Below are 18,731 nucleotides of genomic sequence, written 5' to 3' on the forward strand. Positions count from 1 at the left end.
GGCCATAACCCAGCGTGGTCGGCTTGGTGCTCTGGATGGCGTAATAGCCGCTCTCGCTGCTCTGGCGCTGCTTCTCCTTCGCCGCCCAAGCCTTCTCAGCCTCGTTCAGCGGCGTGGTCAGCGGCGGCCGCAGCGGCACCATGTTGAGATGCAGCGCCGCCACGGCTTGCGGGAAATCGGCGCCGAGCCAGGAGGAGACAATCGAGCCCCAATCGCCGGCCTGCACAAAAAACCGCTTGAAGCCCAGCGCCTGCACCATCAGGTCATGCCACAAAGCCGCCACCTGGCGCGGGCTGATCGGCTTATGCAGCGGCATCGAGAAGCCATAACCCGGCAGGCTTGGGCAGATCACGGTGAAGGCATCGGCCACGTCGCCGCCGAAGCGTTCCGGATGCGCCAGGCGTTCGATCACGTCGATAAATTCAAACACCGATCCGGGCCAGCCATGGGTCAGCAGCAGCGGGCGTGGCCCAGGCACGCCATCGCCGGCGCCGCTGCCCGGCTCGATCAGGAAATGCACAATCTGGTGGCTGCCGTCATCCGGGCGCGGCAAAGCCACGCGGTAATTCAGGAAGCCGTTAAGCCGTGTTTCCCAGTGGCGCCAGTCAAAGCCATCGCGCCAATGCGCCAGCAGCCGGGCCATATAGGCGCGGTTGCTGCCATATTGCCAGGCGGCATCGTCAGGCTGGCGCGGCAGCCGGCTATGCGCCAGGCGCTGTTTCAGATCGGCCAGGGTCGCTTCGGGAATATGGATCTGGTAGGCTTCAGGCTTGAACGGCGTCATGGCGCTTCCCGGCTGCTATTCAGTTCAGCAAGCCATAACTGGTGACTCCTGTCACCTGTTCTACGGGCAGATGCTGCCGCCACGGGCATGGCATTCCAGCTTGCGCTCGGCCTGCTCCAGGTCGCGGCGGCTTTGCTCGGCGGCATCGGCCAGGCAATCCAGATAGCGGTTCAGGCGTGAGCGATAGGCATTCACCTCCGACCGGCAATAGGCCACGGCCTGGTTGTCGCTGCTGCTGCCCAGCCGTTCCAGGCAGAGCGGCGGCCGCGGCGGTTCGGCACAGCGCCGGCTCTGGGCGAGAACCGCCGGCGTCCAGAGGATCAGCAGCAAGGCCAGCAGCGGTTTCAATCGCCCAGGCCCTCCACGGCCAGCGCGGCAAAGGTCGCCAGCCAATGCTCGCCGCCATATTCGCCGCTTTCCAGAAACGGCAGGCTGGCAGCTTCATGCTGGTCGGCCAGCCGCTGCAAGGTGCCATGGGCGGAATGATGCGGTGTCAGCGCCGCCGCAATGCCGCGCAGGCACCAGGCGCGCGAAAGGTTGAGGCCATCGAGATGCACACCCTTGGCATCCGAACGATCCGCCACCATCACCGGATGATACGGCCCGCCGGCACCATGGAAATAGCCCGGCAGGTATTGCGCAAACCAGGCGGCGAATTCGGCGCCAGGCAGTATCTGGGCCAGCAAAAACGCAGCGGTCAGGCCGCCGGAAAGGAAATCGTCGCCATTCGGTTCATACAACGCCGGATAATCCGCATCCTGGCCGTAATACCGCCGCGCCATGTTTTCCAGCGGGCCGGCAAGCTCGGCCTGGCCGGTGCTGCGGGCGTAATGCAGCGCCAGTAGCATGCCGAAGGCGGTGTTGAAATGTGTGCCGACACGGATCGGATAGGTCAGCTTGTGCAGGTAAGGCGGCAGCCGCTCCAGGATCACCAGTTCCAGCGGTTTCAGCGCGGCGCGCCAATCGGCGGCATGAGCCTGCGGCAAATGCTGCAATTCGGCGGCCAGCGCCAGCAGCCAGCCCCAGCCATAGGGCCGTTCATAGCCGGCGCGGCCCGGCGCCTGGAAATAGGCGGCTTCGGCCACGCCATGCTCGGCGGTCAGATGCGTGTCAAACAGCGCCACGATCTGCGGCGCGATGGGCAGGTTGGGGAAACGCCGCAGGCAGCGCGCCAGCAGCCAGAAGCCATGCACGGCCGAATGCCAGTCATAACTGCCGTAGAAAATCGGATGCAGCGCGCGCGGCGGCAGCAGATCGGCCGGCCCGTTCAGCAGATGCGCCAGATGGTTGGGATATTCCGCCGTCAGATTGCGCAACGGCAGCGCGGCGAAACGCAGCGCCTGGGTTTCTGTAAGGCCACCCTGGCGCTGCGTCATGCTCATTTGCCGTGGCAGTATTTGTATTTTTTGCCCGAGCCGCAGGGGCACAGCGCATTGCGCGGCGTGGCGCGCCAGGTATTCGGATCATTCGGATCAACCTGGGCCGAAGCCTGCACCGGGCGGGATGGCAATTGGCCGGGCTGCGGCTCGGCGCCGCCTTCCAGCAATTCGCCGCGGCTTTCCTGCATCGGCTGGCTGGGCCGGGCAAACAGATCGGCCGGCGGCTGTTCGGCGCGCACTTCCACTCGCGCCAAAACGCCGGTGATATTCTCGCGCATACGCACCAGCATCTGCTCAAACAGCGCAAAGGCTTCGCGCTTGTATTCGTTCAGCGGGTCTTTCTGGGCATAGGCGCGCAGGCCGATGGCCTGGCGCAGATAATCCAGATGATGCAGATGCTCCTTCCAATTCTGGTCCAGCACCTGCAACAGCAGGCTGCGCTCGATCATGCGCATCAGGTCGGGGCCAAAATTGGCGGCCTTTTCGGCCATCTTGCGATCAGCGGCATCCTGGAGGCGTTCCAGGATTTCGGTATCGGCGATGCCTTCTTCCTTGGCCCAATCCACAATCGGCAGGTCCAGCCCGAACAGGCGCTGCACTTCGTCTTGCAGGCCGGCGGCATCCCATTGCTCGGCATAGGCCTTTTCCGGGATATGGCGCGCCACCAGATTTTCGACGATCTCACGCCGCATGTCGGCGATGGTGTCGGCCACATTGTCGGTGCTCATCAATTCGATGCGCTGCTCGTACACCACCTTGCGCTGGTCGTTCATCACATCGTCGAATTTCAGCAGCTGCTTGCGGATTTCGTAATTCCGCGCTTCCACCTTCTGCTGCGCCTTTTCCAGCGCCTTGTTGATCCAGGGATGGGTGATCGCCTCGCCATCCTTCAGGCCCAGCTTCTGCAACATGCTGTCCATGCGCTCGGAGCCGAAGATGCGCAGCAGGTCGTCTTCCAGGCTGAGGAAAAAGCGCGAGGCGCCGGGATCGCCCTGGCGGCCGGAACGGCCACGCAGCTGGTTGTCGATGCGGCGGCTTTCATGCCGTTCGGTGCCGACCACGCAGAGGCCGCCAGCCGCCAGCACCTTGTCCTTCTCGGCCGCCACTTCGGCGCGGATCGCGGCGATCTTGGCCGCCAGCGCCTCGCCTTCCAGGCCCTCGGTCTCGGCCTTGATGCGCATCTCGGCATTGCCGCCGAGCTGGATGTCGGTGCCGCGGCCGGCCATGTTGGTGGCGATGGTCACGGCGCCAAGCCGGCCGGCCTGGGCCACGATGCCGGCTTCCTGCTCGTGGAAGCGGGCATTCAGCACCGCATGCTGCACGCCCTTCTGGTTCAGCAGGCCAGACAGCACTTCGGATTTTTCAATCGACACCGTGCCCACCAGCACCGGCTGGCCCTTGGCGCGGCATTCCGCAATCACATTGGCGATGGCTTCGTATTTTTCCTGCGCGGTGCGGTAAACCTCGTCATCCTGGTCAAGCCGCTTCACCGGCACATTGGTCGGGATTTCCACCACGTCCAGGCCATAGATATCGCCGAATTCGGCAGCTTCGGTGGCCGCCGTGCCGGTCATGCCGGACAGCTTGGGATACATGCGGAAATAATTCTGGAAGGTGATCGAGGCCAGGGTCTGGTTCTCGGTCTGCACCGACACGCCTTCCTTGGCTTCCAGCGCCTGATGCAGGCCATCGGAATACCGCCGGCCTTCCATCATGCGGCCGGTGAATTCGTCGATGATGATAACCTTGTCATCCTTCACGATGTAATCCACATCGCGGGTGAAGCTCTTATGCGCGCGCAGGGCCTGGTTGGCGTGATGCACCACGGCGATGTTGTCGATATCGTAGAGATCGGTATCGGCTTTCAGCAGGCCGGCCTGGCGCAGCAACTGCTCCATATGCTCGGTGCCGGCTTCGGTGAAATTCACCGTGCGCTGCTTCTCGTCCTTCTCAAAATCCTCCGCCGTCAGGCTCGGGATCAGCACATTCACCTTCACATACAGATCGGTGGTGTCTTCCGAGGGGCCGGAGATGATCAGCGGTGTGCGCGCCTCGTCGATCAGGATGCTGTCCACCTCGTCTACGATGGCATAGGCGAAAGGCCGCTGCACCATCGCATCGCGCTGGAACTTCATATTGTCGCGCAGATAATCGAAGCCGTATTCGTTGTTGGTGCCATAGGTGATGTCGCAGGCATAGGCGGCGCGGCGTTCCTCGTCATCCAGGCCATGCACGATCACGCCGGTGGTGAGGCCGAGGAAACCATAAACCCGGCCCATCCATTCGGCATCGCGCCGCGCCAGGTAATCGTTCACCGTCACCACATGCACGCCCTTGCCGGGCAGCGCATTGAGATACACCGCCAGGGTGGCCACCAGGGTCTTGCCTTCGCCGGTCTTCATTTCGGCGATCTTGCCGGAATGCAGCACCATGCCGCCGATCAGCTGCACATCGTAATGGCGCTGGCCCAGCACGCGCTTGGCGGCTTCGCGCACCACGGCGAAAGCTTCCACCAGCAGGCTGTCCAGGGTTTCGCCTTTTTCGAGCCGGGCGCGGAATTCAGCCGTCTTGGCCTGTAGCGCCGCATCATCCAGGGCGGCAATCTGGCTTTCCAGCCCGTTGATCGCCTGCACCTTCCTGGTGAAGGGGCGCACTGCGCGATCATTGGCCGAACCGAACAATTTCTTGGCGAGCGCGCCGAACATGCCATACCTCTGATTGTCGGCTGGGGTGGGCGTGGCCGGCAGGGCCGGAAACGCCAGGACAGGCCGAAAAAAGACCCGGGTGAGAGATAAGGGGCGGGGGCCGGTCTGTCAACGCAAGCGGGCGTCGAATCGCCGTCAAACAGCCCTCCCGGCCCGGTTGACCCGCGCCCGATCAAAGGGTTACATGCGGCGCATTCGTCCCACAGGGGCAAGGAGAACCAGCCGTGATCGACCCTGTTGCCCTGGCGCAAGCCCTGATCCGCCGCCCCAGCATCACGCCTGCCGACCAGGGCGCGCTGGGTGTGCTGCAAGCCGCGCTGGAGCCGCTGGGTTTTGCCTGCCAGCCGCTGCGTTTTTCGGCTCCCGGCACGCCGGATGTGGATAATCTTTATGCCCGCTGGGGCCAGGCCGGGCCGAATTTCTGTTTTGCCGGCCATACCGATGTGGTGCCGGTGGGCGATCCGCAGGGCTGGACGGTTGATCCCTTCGGCGCCGAGATCATCGATGGCCAGCTTTATGGCCGTGGCGCCACCGATATGAAAAGCGCCATTGCCGCCTTTGCCGCCGCCGCCGAGCGATTCCTGGCCGAACGCGGCGCCAGCTTCCAGGGGTCGATTTCGCTGCTGATCACCGGCGACGAGGAAGGCCCGGCCATCAATGGCACCGATAAGGTGTTGAAATGGCTTAAAGAAAAGGGCGAAACCCTGTCGGCCTGCGTGGTTGGCGAGCCAACCAATCCGCTGCGCCTGGGCGAGATGATGAAAATCGGCCGGCGCGGCTCGCTCACCGCCCGTATCACCGTGCTGGGTATGCAGGGCCATGTCGGCTATCCGCATCTGGCGGATAACCCGGTGCCGCGCCTGATCACCATATTGCATGCCTTGCGCACCCGCCGGCTTGATCTGGGCAATGCGCATTTTGAGCCGTCGAACCTGGAAATCACCACAGTGGATGTGGGCAATCCGGCCAATAACGTGATCCCGGCCCAGGCCCGCGCGGTGCTGAATATCCGCTATAATACCGAGCAGAATTCGGCCGGCCTGAAAGCCTGGATCGAAGGCTGCTGCGCGCTGGGCGGCGCAGAGGTGGAGGTGACGTTTGAGGATGGCGCCATGCCGTTCCTGACCCAGCCGGGGCGGTTTGTGGCGGCGATGGCCGAGGCGGTGGCCGAAGGCACCGGCCGGCAGCCGGAATTGAGCACCACGGGCGGTACCTCGGATGCGCGTTTCATTCAGGCCTATTGCCCGGTGGTGGAATTCGGCCTGGTCGGCCAGACCATGCACAAGGTGGATGAACGCGCCGCCGTGGCCGATATCCGGGCGCTGGCCGATGTCTATCTCGGCATGCTGCGGCGCTATTTCGCCTGAGGTCTTAAGCTGGCGGTAACTCTCTGCGGGCTTTAATCCGGCGGATTCCGCCCGATTCGGCCGCCAGATTGCAGGATATGACCATGGACCAGGTTCTCCGCCGCCGCTTGCTTGATCTGCTTGAGAAGGATACCCGCACGCGCCAGCAGGCCGCCGCCGATGGCAGCCTGTTCCAGGGTTATAACGAGGCCCTGCGCGCGGTGCATAACGAGAATGCCAAGGCGCTGGCGGAGATTGTTGATGCCGGCGACTGGCCCGACAAGTTCCAGGCCGGCGAGGATGGCGCCACCGCCGCTTTCCTGATTGTGCAGCATGCCATCGGCCTGCCGAATTTTATGCGCGCCTGCCTCGATCTGATGGAAGAAGCCGCCGAACGCGGCGGCGTGCCGCGCTGGCAGGTGGCATTGCTCACCGATCGTATCCGCATGCTGGAAGGCCGGCCGCAGGTATACGGCACGCAGTTTGACTGGACCGTGGATGGCAAATTCGAGCCATTGCCGATAGAAGAGCCGGAAACCGTTGACCTGCGCCGCACCGCCGCCGAATTGGTGCCGATGGCGCAGGCGATAGAATTGCAGCGCAAGGAAAATGCCGAAATGGGCGGCAGCGCCCCAAGCCCAGGCGCCTGGCTCGCCCGCCAGCGCGAATTCGAAGCCTGGGCCAAGGCGGTGGGTTGGCGCAAGTAAGCGCTCCCGTCACAACAAAACCCGTCATGGTACGCGAAGGCGTACCATCCACGTTTTTCACTTAACGGACCGGCAATAAAGCACTCGTGGATGGTCGGCCTACGCCGACCATGACGGCTGTGATGTGAATGCCACCCCAATTGTTCCTGTTACACCCCATTCGGCGCCGCCAATCACTGTAATCGGAATTTTCCGTCTGCGTCTAGTTTAGAACGATGCTAATCTAGCTCTGGTCAGTGAGGGTGCTTCGCCCCGGTGATTTGACGATTCCCCACAAGGAAGGAAACGCGACGATGACTAGCGGCAAATGTCCCGTGATGCATGGCAGCCATACCAGCACCGGCAGCGGTGTGATGGATTGGTGGCCCAATGCGCTCAATCTCGACATCCTGCACCAGCATGATGGCAAGACCAATCCGATGGCGCCGGGTTTTGACTACCGCGCCGAACTGAAAAAGCTGGATGTGGCGGCGCTGAAGCGCGACCTGCATGCGCTGATGACCGACAGCCAGCCCTGGTGGCCGGCGGATTGGGGCCATTATGGCGGCCTGATGATCCGCATGGCCTGGCATGCCGCCGGTTCCTACCGCACTGCCGATGGCCGTGGCGGCGGCGGCACCGGCAACCAGCGTTTTGCGCCGCTGAATTCCTGGCCGGATAACGGCAATCTCGACAAGGCGCGCCGTCTGCTCTGGCCGATCAAGAAGAAGTATGGCAACCGCATCAGCTGGGCCGACCTGATCCTGCTGGCCGGCACCATCGCCTATGAATCGATGGGGCTGAAAACCTTCGGCTTCGGCTTTGGCCGCCCGGATATCTGGCATCCGGAAAAGGATGTCTATTGGGGGTCGGAAAAGGAATGGCTCGGTGCCGGGCGTTATGCCGGCGAAAGCCGTGACAGCCTGGAAAACCCGCTTGCCGCCGTGCAGATGGGCCTGATCTATGTGAACCCGGAAGGGGTGGGCGGCAAGCCTGATCCGCTGCGCACGGCGCAGGATGTGCGCATCACCTTTGCCCGCATGGCGATGAATGACGAAGAGACCGTGGCGCTCACCGCTGGCGGCCACACCGTGGGCAAGGCGCATGGCAATGGCGATGCCGCGCGGCTCGGCCCCGATCCGGAAGGCGCGCCGCTGGAAGACCAGGGCCTGGGCTGGCTCAACAAGACTAGCCGCGGTATCGGCCGCGATACCGTCACCAGCGGCCTTGAAGGCGCCTGGACCACGCATCCGACCAAGTGGGATAACGGCTATTTCGACATGCTGTTCGGCCATGAATGGGAATTGCGCAAAAGCCCGGCCGGCGCCTGGCAATGGGAGCCGGTGAATATCAAGGAAGAAGACAAGCCGGTTGATGCGGAAGACCCCTCGATCCGCAAAAACCCGATCATGACCGATGCCGATATGGCGATGATCAAGGACCCGGCCTATCGCGCCATTGCCGAGCGGTTCCACAAGGACCCGGCCTATTTCTCGGAGGTGTTTGCCCGCGCCTGGTTCAAGCTGACGCATCGCGATATGGGGCCGAAAGTGCGCTATCTCGGCCCCGATGTGCCGCAGGAAGACCTGATCTGGCAGGACCCGGTGCCGGCCGGCAACACCGGCTATGATGTGGCTGCGGTGAAGGCCAGCATTGCCAAAAGCGGCCTCAGCATCAGCGACATGGTGGCCACGGCCTGGGACAGCGCCCGCACCTATCGCGGCTCGGATATGCGCGGCGGCGCCAATGGCGCGCGCATCCGGCTGGCGCCGCAGAAGGATTGGGCCGGCAACGAACCGGCGCGGCTGGCCCGCGTGCTCGGCGTGTTGCAGCCGATCGCCGATGCGGCCGGCGCCAGCCTGGCCGATGTCATCGTGCTGGCCGGCAATGTTGGTGTTGAGCAGGCGGCCAAGGCCGGCGGCTTCGATATCACGGTGCCGTTTGCGCCCGGCCGCGGCGATGCCAGCGCAGCGCAGACCGATGCCGCTTCCTTCGATGTGCTGGAGCCGCTGCATGACGGCTTCCGCAACTGGCTGAAGCAGGATTATGCCGTCAGCGCCGAAACCCTGCTGTTGGATCGCAGCCAGCTCATGGGCCTCACCGCCTGCGAGATGACCGTGCTGGTGGGCGGCCTGCGTGTGCTGGGCGCCAATCATGGCGGCAGCCAGCAGGGTGTGTTCACCACCCGGCCCGGCGTGCTGAGCAATGATTTTTTCGTCACGCTGACAGACATGGCCTATGCCTGGCAGCCGGTGGCGCAGAATCAGTATGAATTGCGGGATCGCAAGACCGGCGCGGTGCAATGGACCGCCAGCCGGGTGGATCTGGTGTTCGGTTCCAACTCGGTGCTGCGCGCCTATGCCGAAGTCTATGCCCAGGACGATGCCAAGCAGAAGTTTGTGCAGGATTTCGTCGCCGCCTGGACCAAGGTGATGAACGCCGACCGGTTTGACCTCGCGGCCTGAGCCACAAGATGATCCCGGGCCGGTTCAGGCCGGCCCGGGGTATTATCGCGATTTGCAGCCGATTCGGCTTTATCCGCAAGGGCAAGACCCGCGATGGCGCGCGTTACGGCTGGCGCAGGCGCTCGAGTTGCTCCGGTGCAAAGGGAAGCAGGCTTTCGGGTTGGAAGTAGACTGATTGTTGTTTTCGTTGATGTTACAGGCAATATGCCAGAGCTAAATACAACTTGGCCTCGGCACATTAAGGGGCTCTGAGGGGTATCAAATGGAATTGATGAACCAGCCATTCTCCGGGCAGCTTGGGAATCGTCTGATCGAGTTGTTGGATTCGGGTGACTTCCATACCCTGAATATCGCCGTCGCCTTCGCCAAAAATAGCGGTGTGCTAAGGATAAAGAACGCCCTTGAAAAATTCAGGAAAAGCGGGGGAAAAGTAAATGTCTACGTGGGGGTCGATCTTGGCGGGACGTCCTACGAAGCTCTCACCGCTTTGCTTTTGTATTCGGATACGCTGAATGTCGTACACTCTGAAAAAGGCCAAACCTTTCATGCGAAAGTCTATCAATTTTTGGGATATGCGAAGGGCCTGCTAGTTGTTGGTTCACACAATCTAACGGGAGGCGGTCTATGGACCAACTTCGAAAGCTCGACATTCATCCCCCTTGAGGGATCGAATGCCAGCGTGGCGCACATTCAAGCTGGAATGGATGATTTCCTTACGAAATTAAAGTTGCTTGGCGACTCCATAATGTCCATTGAAGCGCAAGAGGATGTGGAGAAACTTCTTCAAAACGGCTACGTTATCAAAGAAGTTATAGAGCAAGTCCGGCAGTCGAAAGCGGCGAAGAAAGATGGAACCCAAAAAAGGCTATTTGGATACGGGGTTAAAGCTAAACTTCCGCATTTGCCCAAATCGACAGGTCAAGGAGTTGCCACAGTTTCTCCTACTCTCCCGGCATTGGCCATGGTTCCTGATGAAGCTGTGGGCAAAACTATCTGGTTTGAGACTAGTCGCATGACCGGCGGTTCAAGGAATATACTAGATTTATCGATGAAATCCCTTGTGATGAGCGGAGACCCCAGCGGTACCAAGTTCGACCTGGGCGACCCTAAATTTATGCGCGGGGGGGTTGAGTTTTTTGGTCTGAACCCTGCAAATACCAAGCACACCAAGCACATTACGCTTAATTTTGAAGGTATTGATTATTTTGGAAACATGATCCTTTACCCTACTGGGAACAAAGCAAACGGCACTTGGCGACTCCAGATAAAAGGAAGCAATTCATCTAATACCAAAATCACTGACGCGTTCAGGGCTAAAGGCGAAGAATTCTACTTGGTTAAAAAAATCGTCACCTTCACGGAAATTGAGGCGGGCTATTACTTCATGTCAGTGTTTCCGGAGGCTGATCTGCCGAGTTTCGAGGCCGCGTCACAAATTCTGGCGCGAAATGGAGTCACAGGTAATTCCAGAAAGCTCGGCATCATCTAAAAGCGGCTGATCCATTCTTGATGTTTGCCTTTTCGAGCCCCACTGATGCCTCCTTTCGCTCCACCGAAATCGAGCATAACTGCCTCGCTGTTCAATGGCACTCCCTCTGAAACAAATAGAGGGGCCTCACTGACATCGCGGAACTTTCTTATGAATGAGGTAACATCAAAGCCGAAGGCATATCCAGTCGTGTCCTGGTATGGCGGATCTACATACACGACCGAGTCATTAGGAATGGGGCAGCTGAGGATCGCCATGATATCCGTGTTTAGGCAATTTGCGCCCTTCATGTGCTGTGCAAGGATACCAATGCGGCGACGCAGTTCCGTCGGAGAGGGTTGCATCGGATTGGCGGGGCTGCGGCGTATACTGGTTGCCGTCGGCTGCCAGAAATCCCTAAAGCAAGCATTCGCCCAGCGTTTACCGTTCAGCCAAATTTGCTTGCCACCGAAAGAGCATGCCTGAAGCAACGGGTAAAGTTCAGCTTCGTGCTCGCCCACTGGGAGTGCGGAAAGAGCCGACATGTGAGCCTTGAAGTCGTGGTTATCAGTCGGCAATTCTGACAGAAACTGATCAAAAACATCCATGTCAAATGTGCCAGAGCAAATGGCGGTCCAGAAGGCGCCCCAAGAGCTTATATCGAGCATACAAATTCGAGATGGCTCAACGCCCCTCTTCACGAGTTCGATCGACACTGCGGCGGAGCCGCAACATAGATCGTAAAATCGCGAATTCGGGCCGGGTTTTGTCTCGAGAAGAAGGTCTACGATCTGAGCTGCGACGCGCTGTTTGCCACCTTGATATGCGCACGGCACCCGCATTTGACTAATCATGCCGATCTTCTGCGAATCAAGATTCGCGCATAGACCCTCTTGCCATTGATGATTCCGACGCCCCCTCTATCTTCAGGATGTGGCCTATAACTTACCTCTTCAAGAATCCTCGCAGATACATTTGTACGCGCATTACCGTTTGCAAGCATGACAATTTCGAATTGATCAGGGCTGTATTTGTCAAGGAACGTAATCGGCACGCCCATCAAGCCATAATAGTCCTGAGGGATATTTTGCGTGCGCGCGACTTCAATAGCATCATAGTTTTCATAGCGTGGATATTCATCTGGACTATAGTTGCAGGAAAGCTCTATTGACTCATGCCGACGATTATTATCCAAATTGGTGAACCACCGGACGCCTTTGACCCGGATAAAACGCCTCCCTTTTTCGTCAATGCCGCAGTTGGCTGCGTTTAGCGGGTAGATGTCAGGTACATAGAATTTGCGGTCTCCAGAACGGATAGATTCTCCGTACCAGACTTTGTTGTTACGAAAGAGGGGAAATACCTCCCTGCACGTTGCGGCGTTCATGTTTCCTAAGATTATAAAATCCTTTTCGAACTGCACCAGTTGCCCAATGTACTCACGAAAGAGACTGAAAGGTGGGTTTGTGGCGACCACGTCAGCTTGCTCGAGCAATGCCTCGCATTCTGCTGACCGGAAATCCCCATCGCCATCAAGGCGAACGAGAGAATTGCCTGGCAAAGCGAACAGGGTCTCTAAATCTAGCGAACCGTCTGGCCGCACTAGCTGCTCATCAGGCACCTCGGTCACTATAGCTTGATAGGCGCTGGTGCCTTCCTCCAGCGGATATTCGCTGCCCGCAATTGGCGAGCTTGCGTAGCAAGTGGATATTAGTTTTGCCAATCCGATCTTATTAAAATGGAGAGAAAAGTAACGGAAGAATGCTGATTCGAAGGGGTCGTCACAGTTGCAGAGAATAGTTTTGCCTCTTAGATAATTGACATGTTTGACCATTTCTTTAGCAATATCTTCGTATTGAGTATAGAATTCGTCTTTCTTGAATATAAATGCATGATTGAGTGTCGCATTTCGACATTTCTGTTGTGGTTTTGATCGTTCCGTATTTATGTCGAATGGCATGGCGCCCTGACGAACCACGGCCTTCAAAAAGGTATTTATTCCTGCTGACATACTAATGCCAATCTCGTCAAAGACTTCGCTGGCGCGCTTTTTAACCTCTTGGTCAATGCGTATTGTCGTCGTGGGCTTGGTTGACATGGCTTCCCCTATCAGGATTCAATATAGTGCAGTCTAAAGTGAAATACAATGTAGCACATTGATGCCGCTTCCTTCGATGTGCTGGAGCCGCTGCATGACGGCTTCCGCAACTGGCTGAAGCAGGATTATGCCGTCAGCGCCGAAACCCTGCTGTTGGATCGCAGCCAGCTCATGGGCCTCACCGCCTGCGAGATGACCGTGCTGGTGGGCGGCCTGCGTGTGCTGGGCGCCAATCATGGCGGCAGCCAGCAGGGTGTGTTCACCACCCGGCCCGGCATGCTGAGCAATGATTTTTTCGTCACGCTGACAGACATGGCCTATGCTTGGCAGCCGGTGGCGCTGAACCAGTATGAACTGCGTGATCGCAAGACCGGCGCGGTGCAATGGACCGCCAGCCGGGTGGATCTGGTGTTCGGTTCCAATTCGGTGCTGCGCGCCTATGCCGAAGTTTATGCCCAGGACGATGCCAAGCAGAAGTTTGTGCAGGATTTCGTCGCCGCCTGGACCAAGGTGATGAACGCCGACCGCTTCGACCTCGCGGCCTGAGCCACAAGATGATCCCGGGCCGGTTCAGGCCGGCCCGGGTATCAATCCCTCAATAGTCCACGCCCATGAAATACAGCCCGTCCGGCGGCGCGGTCGGGCCGGCGGCACGGCGGTCGCGGGCGGCGAGCGCGGCGGCCACATCGCCGGCCTGCCATTTGCCTTCGCCCACCAGTTTGAGCGTGCCGGCCATGTTGCGCACCTGATGATGCAGGAAACTGCGCGCCCGCGCCGTGATGTGGATTTCCGCGCCCTGGCGCTGCACGCTGAGCTGTTCCAGCGTGCGCATAGGCGAATTGGCCTGGCATTCGCTGGCGCGGAAGCTGGTGAAATCGTGATGCCCGATCAGGGTCTGCGCCGCCTGCTGCATCGCCTCGGCATCCAGCGCCACCGGCACATGCCACACCAGCCCGGCCTCGATGCTGGGCGGCGGATGCCGGGTCAGGATGCGGTAGAGATACCAGCGCGCCCTGGCATCCAGCCGGGCATTGAAATCCGGCGCGGCATAGGCAATGCCCAGCACACTCACCGGCTCGAGCCGCAGATGGAAATTCAGCCCGGTCAGCAGCCGCTCAGGGGCGAAATCCTTGGGCAGATCAACATGCGCCACCTGGCCGCGCGCATGCACGCCGGCATCGGTGCGCCCGGCGGCAAACACCGTGGGCATTTCGGCGCCGCCCAGCATCGCCGCCACGGCTTCCTCCACCGCCTGCTGCACCGAGCGGCCACTCTCCTGGCGCTGCCAGCCGACATAGGGCCCGCCATGATATTCCAGCGTCAGGCGGTAGCGCGGCACTAGCCGAGCCGTGTGCCGGCAGGCAGCGGCCGGCCATTGAGGAAGGCGGCGAGATCGGCCGGCGGCTTGCCGGCGCGCTGCACCCGCAGCAGCCGCAAAGCGCCGCTGCCGCAGGCCACCAGGCCCTTGTCATCCAGCAGCATGCCCGGCTGGCCCTGGCGATCAACCGGCTCGGCGGCAAGGATTTTCAGCCTTTCGCCATCAAGTTCACACCAGGTGCCGATGCCGGGATTGAAGGCGCGGATCTGGCGGTCGATCACATTTGCCGGCTGTTGCCAGTCGATGCGGCTTTCCTCCGGCCTCAGCTTGGCGGCATAGGTCACGCCCTCGGCCGCCTGCGGCTGCGGCAAAAGCCTGCCGGCGGCATGCTCATGCAGGGCGCGCAGCATCAACGGCGCCCCCGCTGCCGCCAGCGCATCATGCAACTGGCTTACAGTCATGCGCGGGCCGATGGGCACAGTTTCGCGCGCCAGCACCGGGCCGGTATCCAGGCCGATATCCATCTGCATGGCGCAAACCCCGGTTTCGGCATCGCCGGCCAGGATGGCGCGCTGGATCGGCGCCGCGCCGCGCCAGCGCGGCAGCAAAGAGGCATGCAGGTTGAAACAGCCCAGCCGCGGCGCCGCCAGGATCGGCGCCGGCAGCAGCAGGCCATAGGCCACCACCACGGCCGCATCGGCATCCAGCGCGGCAAACTCGGCCTGCGCTTCGGGGTTTTTCAGCGATAGGGGCGAGCGCACCGGCAGGCCGCGGCTTTCGGCAAAAGCCTGCACCGGCGAAGGCGTCAGCTTATAACCCCGCCCGGCCGGTCGCGGCGGCTGGGTGTAAACCGCGGCTATCGTGTCGCCGGCATCCAGAAAGGCGCGCAAAACCGGCACGGCAAAATCCGGCGTGCCCATAAAAACCAGGCGCATCTCAGGAAGCCTTGAGCCGCTTGGTCTTCACCAGTTTACGCAGGATCATGTTGCGCTTCAGCGCCGAGATGTGATCAACAAACAGCACGCCGTCGAGATGATCCATCTCATGCTGCAAGCAGGTGGCCAGCAGGCCGCTGGCATGCAGCTCGCGCTCGGCGCCATGATAATCCAGATAGCGGATTTTCACCTCGGCTGGCCGCACCACTTCGGCATAATGCTCGGGCAGCGACAGGCAGCCTTCCTCATAGGCATTATCGTCATCGGAAATCCAGGTGAATTCCGGATTGATGATGAAGAGCGGCTGCTTGTCCTCGCCCTCGCGCGCCACATCGATCACCAGCATGCGCTGGGCAATGCCAACCTGGATCGCCGCCAGGCCAATGCCGGGCGCGGCATACATGGTTTCCAGCATGTCATCCAGCACACGGCGCAGCGCGTCGTCCACGCGCGCCACCGGCTTGGAAATCTGGCTCAGCACCGGATCGGGTGCCGTGATGATCGGTAAAAGGGCCATGATCGGGGAATTCCTAATTCAATGGGGGGTATTAAGGGCCGCGCTGGCGATCCGTCAAGTCCGCTGGTATTGAGAGGATATGGAAAACCTGCCGATTCCCGCCCTTGTTGCCATCGCTGTGATCGTGTCGCTACTGGCGGCATTGCTCTACCTGCAACTGCGCCCGCGCAATCCAGCAGCCGAGCCTGTCGATCCGGCGGAAAAGGCCGTGTTGGCAACCCGGCTGGCCGAGGCCGAGCGGCAATTGGCCGAACGTGTGGCCGAGGCCGGGCCGCTGCGCCAGCGGCTGGAACAGGCCCTGGCCGGCCAGGCCGGCGCCGAGGCGCGCCAGGCGGCGCTGGAAGCCGAATTGGCCAAGGCGCAGCAGGGTATGGCCCAGGCCCAGGCCGAACGCGAAAATGAGGCACGCCGCCGGGTTGAGGCCGAGCGCCATGCTGCGCTGGCGCAGCAGAAGCTGGTGGATTTTGAGCAGCTTTCGGCGCAGATGACCGAGGCGGCCAAGGCCGCCACGCTGGAAAGCAGCAAATTGCTCGCCGGCCAGTTGCTGGAAAGCCACAAACGCGAGGCCGAGGCCGCCAAGCAGCAACAGGAAGCCCAGCGCCAGCAGCAGGAAGCCAGCGTGAAGCAGACCACCGAGGCGCTGTATCAGCGTTTTGAGCAGGTCACCGGCAGCGTGGCGGCGCTCGGCGCCCAGGTGACACAGACCCAGATCACCACGGAGACCATCCGCCGCGCCATCTCGCATCCCGGCGGCGCCGGCCGCATGGCCGAAATCGGCCTGGAAAACCTGCTGAAATCCTTTGGCCTGGAACCCGGCATGGATTTCATCGTGCAGTATCACGCGGCCGGCGATGGCGAACGCGGCGCCTTGCGCCCGGATGCGGTGGTGTTCCTGCCCGGCGATGCGGCTTTGGTGATCGATTCCAAAGCCTCCAAAACCCTGCTCGATCATGCCGAGGCGGAAAGTGAGGCCGAGGCCGAAGCCGCCCTTGCCCGGCTCGGCCAGCGCATGAACCAGCATCTGCGCGCCTTGGCTGCCAAGGATTACGGCAAGGCGGTGCTGGATAGTTACAAGTCGCTTGGCCGCGGCGGCACATTGTCGCGCTGCATCATCGCCATGGCCTTGCCCAATGAGGCGGCGGTGGAAAAGCTGCGCCAGGCCGATCCGGCGCTGGAGCGGCTGGCGGCGGAAAAGGATATTGTGATTGCCGGGCCATCGGCGCTGGCGGCGATCATCGCCATGGCGCGGATGAATATCCATGCCGGGCGGCAGAGCGAGAACCAGGAAAAAATCGCCACCGCGATGCGCGATTTCCTCGATTCCCTGGCCACGGCGCTGGCGGCGGCGGAAAAATCCGCCAAGGGCCTGGCCACCGCGGCCGAGCAGTTTGATGCCTTCACCCGCTCGGTCAATCGCCGCCTGCTGCCGCGCGCCCGCACGCTGATCAATCTCGGCGTCGGCGCCAAGAAGTCGCTGCCGCAGGCCTTGCCCAGTTTTGAGGTGACGGTGGGGCGCAATGATGTGATCGATGCCGAGGCCGAGGAAGTGGCCGCGCCGCAATTGGAGAAACCGGCATGAGCGACACGCACCAGACTGAAGCAGACCGCATCATTCAGGCGCTTGGCCTGTTACCGCATCCGGAAGGCGGCCATTTCGCCGAAACCTTCCGCGATCCGGCAAGCCATGCCGGCCGCAGCCATGGCACCGCGATCTATTTCCTGCTCAAGCGCGGCGAACGCTCGCATTGGCACCGGGTTGATGCGGCGGAAACCTGGCATGTCTATGCCGGCGCACCGTTGCGGCTCGGCATCGCGGCGCCCGCTGGAGAGCCGCCTGGGCAGCCGGGCGGCAAGCCGGTCTGGCATCTGCTCGGCGGCGATATCCTGGCCGGCCAGCGGCCGCAGGCGGTGGTGCCGGCCGGCCATTGGCAGGCGGCGGAAAGCACCGGCGCTTACACCCTGGTCGGCTGCACCGTGGCGCCGGGCTTCGATTTCGCCGGTTTTGAACTGGCGCCGCCAGGTTGGGAACCTTAACCGGTTCAAGTTCAGCATCCCGAAAGTCGCCATCCTGGCGCTGATCCAGTCCGGCAAGCCGGCGCCGTTTTTCTGCCGGCTGCGGCCAGAATACACACCAAAGCCGTCATGGTCGGCACAGGCCGACCATCCACGAATGCCTTGTCTCTCGGCCAGTTAAACAAAAGCGTGGATGCTACGCCTGCGCGTGGCATGACGACCTTTGGTATGGACGAGCGACTACCTGCTTGGGCCAGACGCGGATCAAGGTGAAGCTGAACCTATGGCTCCCAGCCATCTACCTGATGTGCAGCAGCAAGAAGGGCATCGGCAGCAACCAGCTTCACCGGACCCTGGGCGCTACCCTGAAAACCGCTTGGTTCATGTCGCACCGCATCCGCGAAGCCATGAAGGACGATGGCGCTAGCGGGCCGCTGGGCGGCGAGGGTGAGATTGTGGAAGCCGATGAAACTTTCCTTGGGCCCCGGTCGCGCCAAGTTCGTTACTGGCCGTGGCTGGGCTGGCGAGCAAGGGACTGGCGCCAAGATGAAGGTGCTTACTCTGGTGGAGCGCAATGGCCGCGCCCGCTCCATGAAGGCCGAGCGTATCAGGGCCAAGCAAGCCCGCGATTTCATCCTTGAAAATGCCGATACCAAGTCGCGCCTCGTTACCGATGAGGCCCGGATGTATCCCCGCATCGGCAAAGAGTTCGCGAGCCATGAAACCGTGAACCACAGCCGCAAGGAATACGCTCGGGGCGATGTGACCACCAACACCGTCGAGGGCTATTTCTCGGTCTTTAAGCGCGGTATGCGCGGCACCTACCAGCATTGCGGCGAGAACCACTTGCAGCGTTATTTGGCCGAGTTTGATTTCCGGTATTCCAACCGCTCTGGTCTTGGTGTTGACGATGTGGAGCGGACTAATCGCGCCGTTCGTGGTATCGTTGGCGAGCGGTTGACCTATCGAACGCGCTGGTGAGCGGGCCTAAGAAGGCCAAGAAATTTACCCAACGCG

General features: G+C 61.1%; 15 protein-coding genes and 2 pseudogenes. 8 read left to right on the forward strand and 9 right to left on the reverse strand.

The features are described 5' to 3' along the window. From KBB36_RS14715 to secA, 4 genes are all read right to left on the reverse strand, one after another. Positions 1-784 (reverse strand): epoxide hydrolase family protein (locus KBB36_RS14715; protein WP_290982360.1); only part of this gene is annotated, 784 nt, incomplete at its 3' end. Between the two features lie 60 nt (positions 785-844). After that, positions 845-1,132, reverse strand: a complete 288-nt coding sequence (locus KBB36_RS14720; RefSeq protein ID WP_290982363.1) for a hypothetical protein — start codon at positions 1,130-1,132, stop codon at positions 845-847. Next, a complete protein-coding gene (locus KBB36_RS14725) occupies positions 1,129-2,160 on the reverse strand; it encodes a DUF2891 domain-containing protein (protein ID WP_290982366.1) in 1,032 nt (343 codons plus the stop codon). Before KBB36_RS14725 ends, KBB36_RS14720 begins: the two co-directional genes overlap by 4 nt. A gap of 2 nt (positions 2,161-2,162) precedes the next feature. Next, entirely contained in the window at positions 2,163-4,868 is a 2,706-nt protein-coding gene (gene secA / locus KBB36_RS14730; RefSeq protein WP_290982369.1) for a preprotein translocase subunit SecA, read from the reverse strand. 224 nt (positions 4,869-5,092) lie between these two features. On the opposite strand from secA, the gene dapE reads away from it, so the two are divergent. The 4 genes from dapE (at position 5,093) to KBB36_RS14750 (ending at position 10,854) form a co-directional block, all read left to right on the forward strand. Then, complete coding sequence (gene dapE / locus KBB36_RS14735; protein ID WP_290982372.1) at positions 5,093-6,235, forward strand: succinyl-diaminopimelate desuccinylase; 1,143 nt, start codon at positions 5,093-5,095, stop codon at positions 6,233-6,235. Between the two features lie 83 nt (positions 6,236-6,318). Beyond that, the gene (locus tag KBB36_RS14740) at positions 6,319-6,921 is read left to right on the forward strand and encodes a DUF6624 domain-containing protein (protein ID WP_290982375.1); all 603 of its coding nucleotides are present in this window, start codon (positions 6,319-6,321) and stop codon (positions 6,919-6,921) included. A 293-nt stretch (positions 6,922-7,214) separates the two neighbouring features. Then, positions 7,215-9,365: a catalase/peroxidase HPI gene (katG, locus tag KBB36_RS14745; RefSeq protein WP_290982378.1), complete on the forward strand. Its 2,151-nt coding sequence runs from the start codon at positions 7,215-7,217 to the stop codon at positions 9,363-9,365. 262 nt (positions 9,366-9,627) lie between these two features. Beyond that, a complete protein-coding gene (locus KBB36_RS14750) occupies positions 9,628-10,854 on the forward strand; it encodes a phospholipase D family protein (protein WP_290982380.1) in 1,227 nt (408 codons plus the stop codon). Here the strand turns inward: KBB36_RS14750 and KBB36_RS14755 are convergent. Together KBB36_RS14755 and KBB36_RS14760 are read right to left on the reverse strand one after the other, a co-directional pair. Beyond that, entirely contained in the window at positions 10,851-11,441 is a 591-nt protein-coding gene (locus tag KBB36_RS14755) for a hypothetical protein (protein WP_290982383.1), read from the reverse strand. The genes KBB36_RS14750 and KBB36_RS14755 overlap by 4 nt on opposite strands. 242 nt (positions 11,442-11,683) lie before the next feature. After that, positions 11,684-12,931 carry a type II toxin-antitoxin system RelB/DinJ family antitoxin gene (locus tag KBB36_RS14760; protein WP_290982385.1) on the reverse strand — a complete coding sequence of 416 codons (1,248 nt, stop codon included), beginning with the start codon at positions 12,929-12,931 and terminating at the stop codon, positions 11,684-11,686. A gap of 60 nt (positions 12,932-12,991) precedes the next feature. Here KBB36_RS14760 and KBB36_RS14765 point away from each other — a divergent pair. Next, positions 12,992-13,477: pseudogene (locus tag KBB36_RS14765) on the forward strand (peroxidase family protein); the annotation flags it as partial. A 49-nt stretch (positions 13,478-13,526) separates the two neighbouring features. Here the strand turns inward: KBB36_RS14765 and truA are convergent. The 3 genes from truA to def are packed head-to-tail and all read right to left on the reverse strand — an operon-like array spanning position 13,527 to position 15,701. Beyond that, complete coding sequence (gene truA, locus KBB36_RS14770; protein ID WP_290982387.1) at positions 13,527-14,270, reverse strand: tRNA pseudouridine(38-40) synthase TruA; 744 nt, start codon at positions 14,268-14,270, stop codon at positions 13,527-13,529. Next, a complete protein-coding gene (fmt, locus tag KBB36_RS14775) occupies positions 14,270-15,184 on the reverse strand; it encodes a methionyl-tRNA formyltransferase (protein WP_290982389.1) in 915 nt (304 codons plus the stop codon). Before fmt ends, truA begins: the two co-directional genes overlap by 1 nt. 1 nt (position 15,185) lies before the next feature. Next, entirely contained in the window at positions 15,186-15,701 is a 516-nt protein-coding gene (def, locus tag KBB36_RS14780) for a peptide deformylase (RefSeq protein WP_290982392.1), read from the reverse strand. Positions 15,702-15,780: 79 nt separating this feature from the next. On the opposite strand from def, the gene rmuC reads away from it, so the two are divergent. The 3 genes and pseudogenes from rmuC to KBB36_RS14795 all read left to right on the forward strand — a co-directional run. After that, positions 15,781-17,280, forward strand: coding sequence for a DNA recombination protein RmuC (gene rmuC / locus KBB36_RS14785; protein WP_290982395.1), 1,500 nt, complete (start codon positions 15,781-15,783; stop codon positions 17,278-17,280). Next, positions 17,277-17,735, forward strand: a complete 459-nt coding sequence (locus tag KBB36_RS14790) for a cupin domain-containing protein (protein WP_290982398.1) — start codon at positions 17,277-17,279, stop codon at positions 17,733-17,735. The genes rmuC and KBB36_RS14790 overlap by 4 nt, the downstream gene beginning before the upstream one ends. A gap of 254 nt (positions 17,736-17,989) precedes the next feature. Beyond that, a pseudogene (locus KBB36_RS14795) lies at positions 17,990-18,695 on the forward strand (IS1595 family transposase); the annotation flags it as partial. Positions 18,696-18,731 lie beyond the last annotated feature (36 nt).

This window comes from Ferrovibrio sp. (assembly GCF_017994015.1).
Taxonomy (GTDB): domain Bacteria; phylum Pseudomonadota; class Alphaproteobacteria; order Ferrovibrionales; family Ferrovibrionaceae; genus Ferrovibrio.

What these genes read in the sequence shown, in the direction of transcription:
- KBB36_RS14740 (WP_290982375.1), top strand. Translation starts at nt 6,319, where the DNA reads ATGGACCAGGTTCTCCGCCGCCGCTTGCTTGATCTGCTTGAGAAGGAT.
- rmuC (WP_290982395.1), top strand. Translation starts at nt 15,781, where the DNA reads ATGGAAAACCTGCCGATTCCCGCCCTTGTTGCCATCGCTGTGATCGTG.
- def (WP_290982392.1), bottom strand. Translation starts at nt 15,701, where the DNA reads ATGGCCCTTTTACCGATCATCACGGCACCCGATCCGGTGCTGAGCCAG.
- KBB36_RS14725 (WP_290982366.1), bottom strand. Translation starts at nt 2,160, where the DNA reads ATGACGCAGCGCCAGGGTGGCCTTACAGAAACCCAGGCGCTGCGTTTC.
- secA (WP_290982369.1), bottom strand. Translation starts at nt 4,868, where the DNA reads ATGTTCGGCGCGCTCGCCAAGAAATTGTTCGGTTCGGCCAATGATCGC.
- KBB36_RS14790 (WP_290982398.1), top strand. Translation starts at nt 17,277, where the DNA reads ATGAGCGACACGCACCAGACTGAAGCAGACCGCATCATTCAGGCGCTT.
- fmt (WP_290982389.1), bottom strand. Translation starts at nt 15,184, where the DNA reads ATGCGCCTGGTTTTTATGGGCACGCCGGATTTTGCCGTGCCGGTTTTG.
- KBB36_RS14760 (WP_290982385.1), bottom strand. Translation starts at nt 12,931, where the DNA reads ATGTCAACCAAGCCCACGACGACAATACGCATTGACCAAGAGGTTAAA.
- KBB36_RS14755 (WP_290982383.1), bottom strand. Translation starts at nt 11,441, where the DNA reads ATGGATGTTTTTGATCAGTTTCTGTCAGAATTGCCGACTGATAACCAC.
- katG (WP_290982378.1), top strand. Translation starts at nt 7,215, where the DNA reads ATGACTAGCGGCAAATGTCCCGTGATGCATGGCAGCCATACCAGCACC.
- KBB36_RS14750 (WP_290982380.1), top strand. Translation starts at nt 9,628, where the DNA reads ATGGAATTGATGAACCAGCCATTCTCCGGGCAGCTTGGGAATCGTCTG.